The 12,387-nt window shown below is 55.8% G+C and carries 10 protein-coding genes and 5 pseudogenes; 10 read left to right on the top strand and 5 right to left on the bottom strand.

Going from position 1 to position 12,387, the window contains the following annotated elements; all coding sequences use genetic code 11:
- Nucleotides 1-226: 226 nt before the first annotated feature.
- The 5 genes from QA637_RS28735 (at nucleotide 227) to QA637_RS28755 (ending at nucleotide 5,968) form a co-directional block, all read left to right on the top strand.
- Nucleotides 227-1,768, top strand: coding sequence for a DGQHR domain-containing protein (locus tag QA637_RS28735; protein ID WP_283067814.1), 1,542 nt, complete (start codon nucleotides 227-229; stop codon nucleotides 1,766-1,768).
- Entirely contained in the window at nucleotides 1,765-2,103 is a 339-nt protein-coding gene (locus QA637_RS28740; RefSeq protein WP_283067815.1) for a GIY-YIG nuclease family protein, read from the top strand. The genes QA637_RS28735 and QA637_RS28740 overlap by 4 nt, the downstream gene beginning before the upstream one ends.
- A gap of 94 nt (nucleotides 2,104-2,197) precedes the next feature.
- Nucleotides 2,198-3,148 carry a hypothetical protein gene (locus QA637_RS28745; RefSeq protein WP_283067817.1) on the top strand — a complete coding sequence of 317 codons (951 nt, stop codon included), beginning with the start codon at nucleotides 2,198-2,200 and terminating at the stop codon, nucleotides 3,146-3,148.
- A 28-nt stretch (nucleotides 3,149-3,176) separates the two neighbouring features.
- On the top strand, nucleotides 3,177-3,845 hold the full coding sequence (locus QA637_RS28750; RefSeq protein ID WP_283067819.1) for a hypothetical protein: 669 nt from the start codon (nucleotides 3,177-3,179) through the stop codon (nucleotides 3,843-3,845).
- 50 nt (nucleotides 3,846-3,895) lie between these two features.
- A complete protein-coding gene (locus QA637_RS28755; RefSeq protein ID WP_283067820.1) occupies nucleotides 3,896-5,968 on the top strand; it encodes a UvrD-helicase domain-containing protein in 2,073 nt (690 codons plus the stop codon).
- Nucleotides 5,969-6,243: 275 nt separating this feature from the next.
- On the opposite strand, the pseudogene QA637_RS28760 reads toward QA637_RS28755, so the two are convergent.
- Nucleotides 6,244-6,649 (bottom strand): annotated as a pseudogene (locus tag QA637_RS28760) (Ros/MucR family transcriptional regulator); the annotation flags it as partial.
- A 240-nt stretch (nucleotides 6,650-6,889) separates the two neighbouring features.
- Between QA637_RS28760 and QA637_RS28765 the strand changes: the two are divergent.
- Nucleotides 6,890-7,842 (top strand): annotated as a pseudogene (locus QA637_RS28765) (3'-5' exonuclease).
- A gap of 140 nt (nucleotides 7,843-7,982) precedes the next feature.
- Nucleotides 7,983-8,588 (top strand): hypothetical protein, encoded by a 606-nt coding sequence (locus QA637_RS28770; RefSeq protein ID WP_283067822.1) that lies wholly within the window; start codon nucleotides 7,983-7,985, stop codon nucleotides 8,586-8,588.
- Between the two features lie 153 nt (nucleotides 8,589-8,741).
- Here the strand turns inward: QA637_RS28770 and QA637_RS28775 are convergent, their stop codons facing one another.
- Both QA637_RS28775 and QA637_RS28780 read right to left on the bottom strand, forming a co-directional pair.
- A complete protein-coding gene (locus QA637_RS28775) occupies nucleotides 8,742-8,948 on the bottom strand; it encodes a hypothetical protein (protein WP_283067823.1) in 207 nt (68 codons plus the stop codon).
- A 396-nt stretch (nucleotides 8,949-9,344) separates the two neighbouring features.
- Nucleotides 9,345-9,566: a hypothetical protein gene (locus QA637_RS28780; protein WP_283067825.1), complete on the bottom strand. Its 222-nt coding sequence runs from the start codon at nucleotides 9,564-9,566 to the stop codon at nucleotides 9,345-9,347.
- 125 nt (nucleotides 9,567-9,691) lie between these two features.
- Between QA637_RS28780 and QA637_RS28785 the strand changes: the two genes are divergently transcribed.
- Nucleotides 9,692-10,153, top strand: coding sequence for a transposase (locus QA637_RS28785; RefSeq protein WP_283067826.1), 462 nt, complete (start codon nucleotides 9,692-9,694; stop codon nucleotides 10,151-10,153).
- 102 nt (nucleotides 10,154-10,255) lie between these two features.
- Here the strand turns inward: QA637_RS28785 and QA637_RS28790 are convergent, their stop codons facing one another.
- On the bottom strand, nucleotides 10,256-11,134 hold the full coding sequence (locus QA637_RS28790; protein ID WP_283067827.1) for an aldose epimerase family protein: 879 nt from the start codon (nucleotides 11,132-11,134) through the stop codon (nucleotides 10,256-10,258).
- A 102-nt stretch (nucleotides 11,135-11,236) separates the two neighbouring features.
- Nucleotides 11,237-11,454: pseudogene (locus QA637_RS28795) on the bottom strand (methyl-accepting chemotaxis protein); the annotation flags it as partial.
- Between QA637_RS28795 and QA637_RS28800 the strand changes: the two are divergent.
- Together QA637_RS28800 and QA637_RS28805 are read left to right on the top strand one after the other, a co-directional pair.
- Nucleotides 11,455-11,682 (top strand): annotated as a pseudogene (locus QA637_RS28800) (hypothetical protein); the annotation flags it as partial. It abuts the pseudogene before it with no gap.
- Nucleotides 11,677-12,143: pseudogene (locus QA637_RS28805) on the top strand (KUP/HAK/KT family potassium transporter); the annotation flags it as partial. The pseudogenes QA637_RS28800 and QA637_RS28805, both read left to right, overlap by 6 nt.
- Nucleotides 12,144-12,387: the final 244 nt, after the last annotated feature.

Below are 12,387 nucleotides of genomic sequence, written 5' to 3' on the forward strand. Positions count from 1 at the left end.
AACGTGCTCGACTAAAGGTGGATTTTCTGCTCAACTCTCGCGAGGGGAAGGGAACATTCAAGCGACTGAGCGGAACCCGCTGGCATTTGGTCGATCTGGCTGTTTGTCGTAAGCGTTTGGCGGACGCAAACTAGGTCAACCGACTGCGACGGGGTTCGCTGCGAAATTTTGGAATTGCCGACACAAATCCCTCCCGCATCACTGGAGGCGGCAATGCCGTGCACCAATGGATTTAATTGATGATCATATTGCATACACCGAACCTCATATCCGGCCGGTCCTACTTGGACTAAGGGCTGCAATTAGGGGTCTTGACCCGCGAATAGTCGAACGCGCAACACCTGCGCAGCGCATAGTTTACCTCATCGATCGCATCTTCGCGGAAGTGAAGGTGCAGAAGGGTTGCGTGCTTGTCCGTTTCTTCGACAGACGTATTCCAGATCCCGAGCGGCGAGTTCGGCACATCGAACATGCCCGGAAAAATGGCTGGCAGCACGACAAGGAAATTCGTCTGTACGAACTGAATTCCGTGGATTACGCAATGCAGTTTATATCGGCGTCCTTAGGAATAGTCGGCCCGCCGCTTGTTTCAAATAATTCTTTTCCCGTCAGAAACTTACCAAAATCTGAGGTGCCTATGTCAACTACCATTACCATTCCCGCAGCTCGTGTTCGTCAGGGTGATTTGACGTTGTATGCGACTGCGCTCAAGGTTAGAGATCTGATCCGCCCCGGGTTCTATACTGTCGAGACGCTTGACCCGTCTGACACGGACGACAAGGGATACCAAAGGCTCCTAAACAAGAGTCGCGCGAGAAAACTCGCGGACTACGTTGTGAAAGGCCAGGACGCGCGGGACGCGTTCCTACCCACATCGGTATTTCTTGCGACGGACAAGACTGTTCCGTTCGACGAAAACGGAAATACTATTACCATTGATGTCGCGAAGGTCGGCCCGTTCAATGTCGTCGACGGACAACATCGGCTCGAGGGATTGAAGGTTGCCTCAGAGAAGGATTCGCGCGTCCTTGATTTCGAAGTGCCGGTTAACGTGGCCATCAATCTTCCGACGCTGCATCAGATGTGCCACTTCCTGATCGTCAACTCGACGCAAAAGAGCGTCGATAAGTCGGTCGAGCAACGAATTGTGGCGAGATTGACCGAAGCGTTGGATGTTGAGGACATCCCGAGTTTGCCGCGATGGATCCTCAATACAGTGGAAAAAGGAGAAGTTGAGAGAGCTATAAGATATGTAGACTTTCTCAATGACCAGCCAGACTCCCCCTGGTACGACAAGATTCGTAAGGCGAATGATGACGCTGGGCCTGGACGGATCAACCAGAGCAGCTTCGCGAAGTCAATTCTAAAGTATGTGCTGACCGCAAATAATCCGATCTCAGCCATAATGGACTTCGATAAAGAAAGAAGAATATTTTTGAATTATTGGAAAGCGATTTCTTCCATCCTTGATGATGGCAATTCAGAAACTCTATACAAGTACGGTGGCGTGGAGCTGTTCTGCCAATTCTCAGTTCCGTTTTTCATGAAGCTGCAAACCAGCGGCAACTACCGGGTGGAGACCATGGAAACCCTACTGCAGTCCTGCTTCGACAACGTCGAGGGAGAGTATGCCGGAGTGGGGCATCCGGAATGGTGGCGCACGGGCGGGCAGGCTGGCCGGTTGAACTCTGGAGCACTTCGCCTGGTGTCGAACGAAATGGCCAAGGCACTGAACAAATCTTCTATGGCTGAAACGATCCAGATATGAATATTGGCGAATTGGTTCCCCGGCCAACGAAGAGGGAAGCGTTCCGTCGCAGCAGATTGCGCTTCATTCCAGACGGCAGTGGTTGCTACGTGCTGACGTCATTTGATGGGAATGTCCTTTACGTCGGCCTCACGAAGAATCTCAAGCGCCGAATGGGGCAGCACCTGGACAATCCGGAAAAGGTAAATGCCACTAGCAACGGGCGGGCAGTGTGGTTTTCTTGGCTCGAATGCGACGATCTGAGCAAGGTGGAGAGAACGTGGATGAACATCTACGCCCAACATCATGGTACGCTGCCGTTACTCAACAAGATCTATTCTGCTACGTCTTCATGAGATGATCTTGCAAGACGGAATCATCATCTGGGAACGCTTGGAAAATAGTTTGAAATAATTTCCAGTTTGCAGGAGAGCAGGCGGGTTTGGAGAAATGGAATTACCGCGAAAATCCGTGCAGGAAGTCGAAATCGATCACTTGCTGGCCGAGGAGTTTGCATGTGATCCACTGTTTGCGCAGCGTTTCCTCTCTGGTTGTGGGCTCGGTTCTCTGAATTTTAGGACGATCACGGTCACTGTAGAGCCAAGCCTTGGCGGGGAAGGCTTCGGGGATCTGTTGGTCCAAGGCGAGGTGGACGCTAACCGTGTCGCGCTTCTAATCGAAGACAAGATCTCTGCCGCACCGGCAGTACGGCAGGCGTTGCGCTATTCGGCCTATGCTGGACGACTGCGAGCCCAAGGCTGGGATGCGGTCTGGACCATCCTCGTGGCCCCAGCGGCCTATACCGGCGAGCGGAAAAGTTACGACGCGAGTATCGATCTAGAGTCAGTCGCAAAGCTCATCTCATCACCGGATTCTGTGCGGCAGGAATATCGGCGCTCCATCATTGATCGCGCCATCCGGAAACGAATCGCGACGGGCGTGCAGATCCCCGACCTCGCTCTTCACCGGATGAAGTCGGAATATTTGGAGTTTGCAACCACCTGGTGTGCAACGGAGGGAATTGCTTTCGATTTTCCGCCTCTTCGCCCCAGCTATTACGACGGCGATTCTTGGGTCGAGCCGATCCGTGATGCACGCTTGCCCACCCATGTCAAGCTTCGGCATCGCCTCTGGACTTCCGTCAAAGAACCTGGCGGCCAGGTGGACCTCATCGCATCACCCGCGGACGAAGACGAAATGGCGCGCTTCTTCGAGAACGCGCCGGAAGGGGCGATTGTTACCCCCTATTCAAGCGGAAAAGGTGTGCAGGCGTCGGTGCGCTTGCCCGAGATGCGGCAGGCGTCAGGCTTTGATCGCGAAACTACGTCCGCCGCTTTTTCGGCAATGTGCAAACTCGTTCAATGGTACCTGGGCGTGGGGGCAAAGCAGGGCCTGCCATAAGGCATGTCTTGTCCGGAGATTGGGCGATGTGGCTTTGATTAATTTGTTATCTGGCCGGGCGCGTACATATCGCCCTGGCTTCCTTGCAAGGTTGTTTTCTTCCGGAAAATGGAAGTTGGTCCTGGACCCCAGGCGATCTGAAAGCATCCGGCTGAGCCAGAGTGGTGATGTCGAACTCAGTTGCCTCGATATCGTGTCGATTTCCACCAGCAAGGCGCTGCTCTGGCACACCGTCGAGATCCGCGCACGCAGCAGAACAGATACCCTATCAGGGCTAACGGGTGAATCGGCCGCACAGCTGGCGGCAGATGTTTATGCATTCATCAACACCCACCTCTTTGGCCTCATCGGCACAGAGAGGGATCATTTGCTCGATGTTGATGCTAAGCTTCGGGAGATCACCAAGGGCAACAGACAATATCTCGCTCAGACCGATGTCGGCCGGGCTATCGCCGGCGTGCCCGGCAGCGCCGCCGCCGCCCTCTCTCACCCGCTTCTGGATCCACAAATGATGCCGGTCGGGCTCAAGGAGTCCCTACCGGCTTCATTTGCCCTGCTGACCGACCCGAGCGTTCGACGCGCCTATAATGAAGCGTTCGTCACCTCGGAGTTCCTTAAATTCCAGCAATTCTTCGACGATCTCGACGGGCGCTCGCTTTCTGATCAGCAACGCGAGGCCTGTATCCGGCTAATTTAGAGGATAACAACCTGCTCGTTGCCTCCGCCGGGTCGGGCAAGTCCGCGACCATGGTCGGCAAGGTTGCTTATGTCCTAGAAAAGCAGCTCTACCGGGCCGACGAGATCCTGCTTCTGGCGTTCAACAAGAGCGCGGCCGATGAACTCAGGTTCAGGATCGCGCGACAGCTCCACGTCGAGGAAAGCTCGTTGGAGTGTCGCGTCACGACGTTTCATGCGCTTGGACGCGGCATCATCGAGGAGGTCGAGGGACGCCCGCTCCAGCTAGCCAACTGGGTGGATCATCCCGGCGGCGAAGCCAGGGTTATCGGAGAGATCATCCAGGGTCTTGTCGAGACCGATCCGGAGTTTGCCCGACTGTGGAGCGACCTGCTCGTGGTGCATCCCAAAGCGGACATCCCGGCCGAGGTTTTCGACACTGAGGCGGACTTTCGCCGCTATGTGTCGGATCGCCTCAGGAAAGGCGCGGCCACGATCGGGTCACTTTCCGGGGTGATCGTCAAATCCCTGCAGGAGCAGAAGATCGCCAACTGGTTATGGCTGCACTCCGTCGCGTTCGAATATGAGCGGCAGATCAAGATCGAAAATGAGGACGGTACCCGCCTACACCTGCACCCCGACTTCTACTATCCGCTGACGGATACGGTACACGAGCATTTCGCGCTCAATGCCGACGGCACCTCGCCCTTCACAGATTATGTCCAACACGCGGACAGCAAACGGCAGGCGTATCGCCGGAAAGAGATTGATTTTTTCGAGACCACCTCGGCGCAGGCCAGCAGCGAGACGATGCTCAGCGCTCTTGAAGCGGAACTGGCACGGCGCGCCGTGCCCTTCGAGCGCAGGAGCTATAAAGAAATCACCAAGGCCCTCGAGCCGGTCGTGATCAAGCACTATCACAAGCTTATAGCCACCTGCATCAAGCATATCCGCGCCAGTCATCTGACGCTCGAAATGCTGCTCGAGCGCGCCAAGACCCTGCACGACAAGGAGCGTGGGAAGCTCTATGCGCGCGTCGTGTGGATGATCACGCAAGGGTATTCCCGGAGACTCGAAGAATCCCAGCGGATCGATTTCGACTCGATGATCGCCGATGCTGTAAGTTTGATCCAGACCGGCCGATATCAAACACCGTATTCTCTGATTCTCGTGGACGAGTTCCAGGACATTTCCGCGCCGCGCGCCAACCTTATCAAGGCGCTCAAGCAGCAGAAGGCGTTCAGCAAGGTGTTCGCGGTCGGAGACGACTGGCAGTCGATCTATCGCTTCGCCGGCTCTGACATCACGATCTTCACGCAGTTCGAGGCGAATTTCGGAGCCAGTTGGCAGGGGCGCCTTGAACAGACCTATCGGTGCAACCAGCTCATTGCCGAGACGGCCGCGAAGTTCGTCCAACGCAATCCGGAACAGATCACGAAATCGGTGCATTCGATACGTGCTGCGGTACCTCGCTCGATACGGGTGATACCCATCGAGGGCAAAGGTGGCAAGCCAGACTTCGGGTTGGCCTGCCATCGCATTCTCGAGCGGCTTGATGCGTTTTTGGAAGATATCGCGTCGCAATGGCGGAGTGCACCAGGCACCACGCTCAAGGTTTTGGTGCTGTGGCGATATAATCACGTTGACCCTTTTCAAGGAACTCTACCGTCCTATGCGAACATCGAGGTTTCCGGCCAATCGTTTCATCGGGCGAAGGGACTCGAAGCGGATTACACGATTCTGCTTGATGTTAGCGAGGGCGATTACGGTGTGCCGAGCCGGATCGAAGATGACGAGCTGCTTAATCTGGTGATACCGTGTCCCGAAACGTTCGCCTACGCCGAAGAAAGGCGCCTTTTCTACGTTGCGCTGACACGCGCCAGCCGCGGCGTATACATCGTTACCAACAGCCGCCAGCCGTCACGATACATCCGCGAACTTTGCGAGATCGCGGGCGCTGAGGTCCGCTTCGAGACGACCGAAGGGGCTGTTTTACGCCAGTGTCCTACCTGCCTCGTGGGCCAGATCATCGAAATCCGCAATCGAGACGGCTCGGTATTTTGTGGGTGCAATCAGTTTCCCGATTGCAGTCGGGCTGAACGAGGTCCAGTGCGGTCAGCGCCCAGACTGCGAAGAAGGCGTTAAACCGCGGCAGCTGCGCCCTGCTTTTGACGAAGGGCGCTGTTCATCCGATGTTCCCGCTTTGTGCGTTTAGGATCGCATAATGTATCGTCTGGAACGCTCTAAAGCGCCGGGGGCAATGCCGCTGACTCGCAGCCTAATGGCGATGCCGCGTATACGGATCTGGACCGTCGTGCACTGTCGCAACGGACGGGCAGCTGTTTTTTGGGGCTCAGCGAGACTTCAGTCCGATTTTCTTGCGAGCGGCAGGTGGCGGCGCTCGCGCTGGTGCCGCCGGTTCTTGCCCAGCCCAGCCCAGACGCGCGCGCAAGCTCGGAGCGTTGTTGAGCATAGCTTGGATCATCGGGTAGTCGGCCGGGAGACCCACTTCTCACGATATTGCTCCGGAGTGAGGCCGTACTTTGCCATCAGGTGGCGTCTCAGGGATTTGAACTTTTCACCATCCTCCAGGCAGATGATGAAATCGGCTGTCACGGACTTCTTGATCGGAACGGCCGGGCGCTGTTCCTCGACGGCCGGTTCAGCCTGATGTCGCGAAGACGTGCCGCTCAGCGAGGAATACGTCCGCTGGATAAGATTGGATAGATCGCCGGCAGGAACGACATTGCGGCTTAGATAAGCCGCGACGATCCGGCTCGTCAGCTCCAGCTTCCGCTCCTCATTGCTCGAACGCGATTCGCTCAACATCGTCTGTCGATCGGGCCGCTGCGCTGAGGGTGCAGGTATTTCGGTCGGAACGAAGTCGGTGTCGCTGGAGAGGTGTGTTTTTCGACAGATTTCTGGGCATTTTGGTTTGTGTGTCCTGTTCTGCCGACCTCATGCGTTGCCAGAGTCTCCCTCGGTTTCTATCCTGACACATGATCCGCACCCTACTGGTGCGCCGAAATCCGAGGGCACTGGAGGCCGATGGCATCTCAGCTAGATATGTTTCCCTCGCCGCGTGAGCCAGGCGATGATGTCGTTGTGAAGCTGCGACCGCCCTTGAAGCTGCGCGAGCGGAGGCGACTCGATGACGAGAGCATGGCCCGGCTTTTGGAGGAGAGCGGCAGCTATCGCGTGCTTCGCAAGCTTGTCGGCCGCCAGATCGTCGATACGCCGCGCCCGGGATTTCCTCGCATGGGAGTGATCGTTGACACCGAGACGACGGGCCTCGACCACAGCAAGGACGAGATCATCGAAATCGGCGCAGTGGCCTTCACCTTCAACGACGAGGGCGATATCGGCGACGTCACAGGTGTTTACGGCGGCCTGCAGCAGCCAACTGTCCCGATCCCCCCTGAAATCACCTGCCTCACAGGAATCACGGACGAGATGGTTGCCGGGCAGATAATCGATGTCGGGCTGCTTCGAGCGCTGCTCGACCCGGCCGACCTCGTGATCGCCCACAATGCCGGCTTCGATCGTCCGTTCTGCGAGGTGTTCTCAAGCATGTTTTCCGGCAAGGCATGGGCCTGTTCCGTCAAGGAAGTCGATTGGGCGGCGCGCGGTTTCGAGGGCACGAAGCTCGGCTATCTGATCGGTCAGAGTGGCTACTTCCACGATGGCCATCGCGCCGTCGACGATTGTTTCGCCCTGCTCGAGGTGCTCGCCGGCGCCAGCGGGGTGACGGAGCCGAGCGCTTTCGCGGAACTTCTCAAGACAAGTCAGCGCTCGCGCGTGCGCATCTTCGCCGAGCACAGCCCCTTCGACATGAAAGATCATCTGAAGGCTACCGCTGGTCGGATGGCAGCGACGGCCGCCCGAAATCCTGGTGGATCGAAATCGACGAGGAGCAGCTCGCCGCGGAGCTCGCTTTCCTGAGGTCAGAGATCTACCGGTGGGAAGAGGCCGACCCACCGGTCAAAAGGCTGACGGCGTTTGATCGTTACAAGGCTTGATGGGGATGGCCTGGGGGGGGCAGGCTGTGGCATGCAGGTTGCGCAGGCTCGTTACCGCGATGGTGGGGCCGTCTCGAAAGGTGTGAGGAGGCAACAGCTGCAGCTGGATCACAGTGCGGCTTGCTCAAGGTTGGAACGCTATGAAATCACCGTGGAAATTCCTTGTTCAATTGACGTCGCGGCGACCATCGGTGAAGGCGCAAGAGAGTTCGATCGGGAATGACACCGATCCCAAGGCTCTCGAGAGCGAAGTGGAGCACACGTCCGCACTTCCACCCAATTCGAGGGTAGCTGCCAGCCCACCTGCTCACGATGAGGACATCTCGGTTGATCGAGGGTCGGTCGCATCGGACAGGGCGAAAGACGATGACGATGTCGCGCAGGCATTAGGACCGCCGATCGATGCTGACGAGGCTCAAACACCGGCGCCGAATAAAGTTGACCACTCAGGTGCCGAAGCGAATTCGTTGGCACCGAAAAGCACGGCAAGCACAAAGTCGCAACGCAAGCCGCGGATCAAGCGTCGAGAACATGGGAAGAGAGCCAACGCCCACGTAGCTGCGCAGAGCGCGGTCACCTCAATGGATCATCAAAGCGTGCGACCCTCGTCTTCACGGGATTTGTTCTTCCATGAAGTGGCAATGCTCGACGAAGAAGTCAAAATGCTGCGGACCCAACTCGCTCAAAAGCTTCATCTGCAGAACGTTCAGCTAAAGAAGATGCTTGAGCGATTCGACGTGTCGTGAGCCTGGCGGCGCTCCCCATAAGCGCGCACCTGCGTCATCTTTGCCCGGCAAAGCTCTCGCCGCCACTCAATTGAATGAGTTGGGGAGCCTGCTGAGCAGGCAGCCATCAATCGCACACGCTCAGCGTCTATTCGCCACTGCGCGCGCTGCGCCTCAGGACAGCCCAGCGACAATACTCAAGCCTAGGTCGTCGCGAATCCCTGCTTGATAAGCGTTGATCAGCTTTGCGGCGAGCGCTTCAGCTTCTTCAGACTTGCGCGACAAGGCTCGCCTTTGCAGCTCGTCTTGGAAGGCCCTTCCGATCAAATCCAGCTCGTCAGGTCCAATCGGATCGAAACTCAAGGTTTGACCTGAATTCATCTTTTCCCCTTCCGCTACCCGATGCGACGGAAGACCCTTTGTGTCCTGCGTTTCAGTCTGATTTGAAAGGGTGCAGCTTGGCTGGAGATCTATCGAAAGTGAGCCGTCTTTAAGCCCGGACCATCCGTGTCGGTCCACTGCAGTGCCGCAATGGCGGAGCCGAACAGGAGAGCAGGTATGGCCAGAGCTCCCATGAACCTGAGCATTTGGAGCCGACGTGTGCGCTTTCCATCCCAATCGTAAGCCATTTGCTACGCCCTCAAAAGCTACTCGGAAACAGTACGTCAGGATAGAACCAGAGAACAACTTTCCGGTCGAGTCTATTTTCAAGTATGACTTTTCAAGGAATTTGATTGGCGGGTTTTATATTGCGCGTCCAACGGCGAGGCGAGAAAACTAGAAGTAGAGTTGCTCAAGCAATTGAAGCATGACGATCGCCTTGGCTGTGACGGGCGGGCGTGATCGCCAGAAGGCGGTGTCCTGCGGTAACATACTGCGATGCCGTTGGCGCTCGCGTCGAACCTGCTCCAACGTGTAGGGGTCGCACATCGTCAATTGGGGAACAGTGATAAGCAGGGCGCCGTTTATTTCAGGTGAGACCTCGTAGCCTTCACGCATCGTCGATCGTCAGACTCCAGGCACAAGGCCAACATCAACTTCCGTAAAGCAGGACTCTGATGGTTGTGTTGACTCTGTGGTGCACTCAGCGGAAAACAGGCGATGACTAAAGGAGGGAATTGCTGATGGCTGATGAAAGTAATGCAGGACCAGTTGCTGCGACTGTAGCGACGGACGCAGAAGTGAAAGCACCAACGGCTAAAAAGCAGAGGTCGCCACGGCGTCCGAAGGCTGCTGCCGAACCGGTGCAAGCTTCATCAAAGGCGTCCGCCGCTGAGCCTAGGAGGTATAGCGAACAAGAGAAGAGCGAGAAGCTCAAGCTGATCGAGACGCAAGTCACCGAAGGCAGCACCCTCAAGGACGCTATCAAGAGCGCCGGCATATCGGAGCAAACCTACTACCATTGGAAAGGTGCCGCGAAACCTGTAGAGCGAAAGGACACTAAGAGCACCAAGCCCCGACCGGCCGGCGATGAGTTGGCAGATCTTGGCCAGCTCGAAGAGGAAAACCAGAGGCTCCGCAAACTCCTGGCGGAAAAGTTGCGAGCGGAAAATGCCGAACTGCGCAAGAGGCTCGGTCTGGACTGACCTGCCACGGGTAATTTCCTCCAGATTGGATTAGAGTCCGGCCTTATTAAAGGACGGACGCATGAAATGCCGGGAGCGGAGGCCGTCCAAGTCTTTTGAGGACTAGTCTTCATGCCGTGAAAATTCAAATCGTACTTGGAAATGTTGCTCTTCTCCTGGGGCGAGATTGACATTGTATTCCCGTTCGTCAAATGGAATGCGCGTGCCCTCTATATCGCCGTGGCCCGTACATGGTTCTAACGCCAGAAAGTCCTGCTGTGGAAGAGACCACACAACCCAGTGACGTGCATCTGGCGCATCAATTCCAATTGTGACCTTCTCTCCAACAAGCGACAGCCTTTTACTATTCGCATTCAAAAAACAAAGCGCTTCATTTTGGAAAAGGCTTTCATTTAGATGAAGGCAACGTCCGTGGAATGAGATTTTCCGTTGATTGCCTTGAATTAGCCCTTGGGAAGATATGCACGGGACGAGAGGGGATTCCGATTTCTCGAATTGCAGCCGCCAGGTATCTTTGTGCGGAGACAGTAACGGCCATCTAAATCCGGGATGTATTCCGATGGAATAAGGCAAGAATGCGCGATCGGACGTGTTTTTTACGGAAATCCCAGTGTGCAATTGCATATCTACAATTGTATACTTAATTCTCAAACGGAAATAAAATGGAAACATTGTTTTTGTGAATTCATCGTCAGATGCTTCTAATGTCACCTCAGATTCTGAGTTGGAAACCAAGGCAAATTCCTGCATGCTGATGAAGCCGTGAACAGGCATCGGATAATATTGCCCTTTTATTTCGACACGTGAAGACTCACTCCATCCGCATGATGGGAACATCAGGGGACAGGTTTGGTTCCAACCTAGGGAGTCTCGCGGCCAAAGGAGGTCGTTTGCACCGACCTGCCACCCAATTAGCTCCGCTCCTTTTCGGTTGACAACTGCCCGTGCAATACCAGAACGAATAACGACAGCATCATTCATGAATGTTGTCACCTTAGAACCTTTAGAACCGGCAGCTTGGCGGTCTTTGCCCTCTGCAATCGTCGCGCGACCAGATTAAACTACTGTTTTTCGACCGTTGAGGACCAGCTTCACACCATTCTGTTCTTCCGCAGATAATTGCAAGATCATGCCCTTGATCTCTTTTGCAGCACCGGCCGAGCGTTGGGCCAATTCACGAACCTCCTGAGCGACAACCGCAAAGCGCTTCCCGTCTCGCCGGCACGTGGTGCCTCTACGCCTGCATTGAGCGCGAGAAGGGTGGTTTGAAAGGCGATTTCATCAATGACTCCGATGATATTGATGCCGCACTGATGGCGTATCGGACCCGCGTCGTTTCGCCTGAGGACGAGATCTGCACCTCGGTGATTTTGCGGCTCGGCGTGCCGGCTCGGCGAGCATCTGCTCTCGCAGCTGAACGGCAGCAAACATCTCATCCTCCGCCACTATCCATTCCGCACCTGGAACCAGATAGGGAAAAAAAATCGATCAATCTCCGTGGTCATTCGCATGGACGGCTGAAAGCGATGCTGCTGTCGCATCCCGGTGCCATTTCGGATCCGTTTTTCTTGACGTTCCCGAAATGGGCCCTGTTGCCGATGGTGATGCTTGCTACTGCCGCAACAATCATCGCCAGTCAGTCAGTCATCGCCGGAGCGTTTTCACTCGTCCGGCAAGCGATCCACCTTGGATTCGTGCCAAAATTCGAGATCTGTTACACCTCGGAAACACAAACGGGACAGAGCTATCTGCCGTTGCACTCCTCACCGGCGTCCTTGTGCTCAATGTTTGCGTTCAGCAGCTCCGAATCTCTTGCCCCGGCTTATGGTGTATCGATCATCGGCGGCATGGTGATCGATACAGTTCTCGCTTTCGCATTCCTCCGAGATCTGTCGAACTGGCCCGTCTTCGCGGCAATTGCATTCCTGCTTCCTCTGTTCTTGCTCGAACTGGTTTTCTCGGCGCCAATTTGTTTCAGCTCCACCACGGGGCTGCGTTCGGTCAGGAGAACGGCCTATATGGCTGTGTCAGTCCTATGGTCTCTGAAACTGCGGCGACCAGCCGCGCGAAATGTGGCACGCCCAACAGGATCTTTAAGGTCCTGATAACGTCGGCCGCGTCGACAAGGGCGGCCCTGACCTTTTCCGCGCTATGGGCGGGCAACTGGCACGACCTGATGCTATTCCAACGCGCAGGCTTGTCCGGCGTTTGTGGAAACTGCTCCTTATGGAGTG

The sequence above is a fragment of the Sinorhizobium terangae genome (assembly GCF_029714365.1).
GTDB lineage: Bacteria > Pseudomonadota > Alphaproteobacteria > Rhizobiales > Rhizobiaceae > Sinorhizobium > Sinorhizobium terangae.

Excerpts from the sequence above, each read along its gene's own strand:
- QA637_RS28735 (WP_283067814.1), top strand. The coding sequence starts at position 227 with ATGGATTTAATTGATGATCATATTGCATACACCGAACCTCATATCCGG.
- QA637_RS28745 (WP_283067817.1), top strand. The coding sequence starts at position 2,198 with ATGGAATTACCGCGAAAATCCGTGCAGGAAGTCGAAATCGATCACTTG.
- QA637_RS28740 (WP_283067815.1), top strand. The coding sequence starts at position 1,765 with ATGAATATTGGCGAATTGGTTCCCCGGCCAACGAAGAGGGAAGCGTTC.
- QA637_RS28755 (WP_283067820.1), top strand. The coding sequence starts at position 3,896 with ATGGTCGGCAAGGTTGCTTATGTCCTAGAAAAGCAGCTCTACCGGGCC.
- QA637_RS28785 (WP_283067826.1), top strand. The coding sequence starts at position 9,692 with ATGGCTGATGAAAGTAATGCAGGACCAGTTGCTGCGACTGTAGCGACG.
- QA637_RS28790 (WP_283067827.1), bottom strand. The coding sequence starts at position 11,134 with ATGAATGATGCTGTCGTTATTCGTTCTGGTATTGCACGGGCAGTTGTC.
- QA637_RS28780 (WP_283067825.1), bottom strand. The coding sequence starts at position 9,566 with ATGCGTGAAGGCTACGAGGTCTCACCTGAAATAAACGGCGCCCTGCTT.
- QA637_RS28775 (WP_283067823.1), bottom strand. The coding sequence starts at position 8,948 with ATGAATTCAGGTCAAACCTTGAGTTTCGATCCGATTGGACCTGACGAG.
- QA637_RS28770 (WP_283067822.1), top strand. The coding sequence starts at position 7,983 with ATGAAATCACCGTGGAAATTCCTTGTTCAATTGACGTCGCGGCGACCA.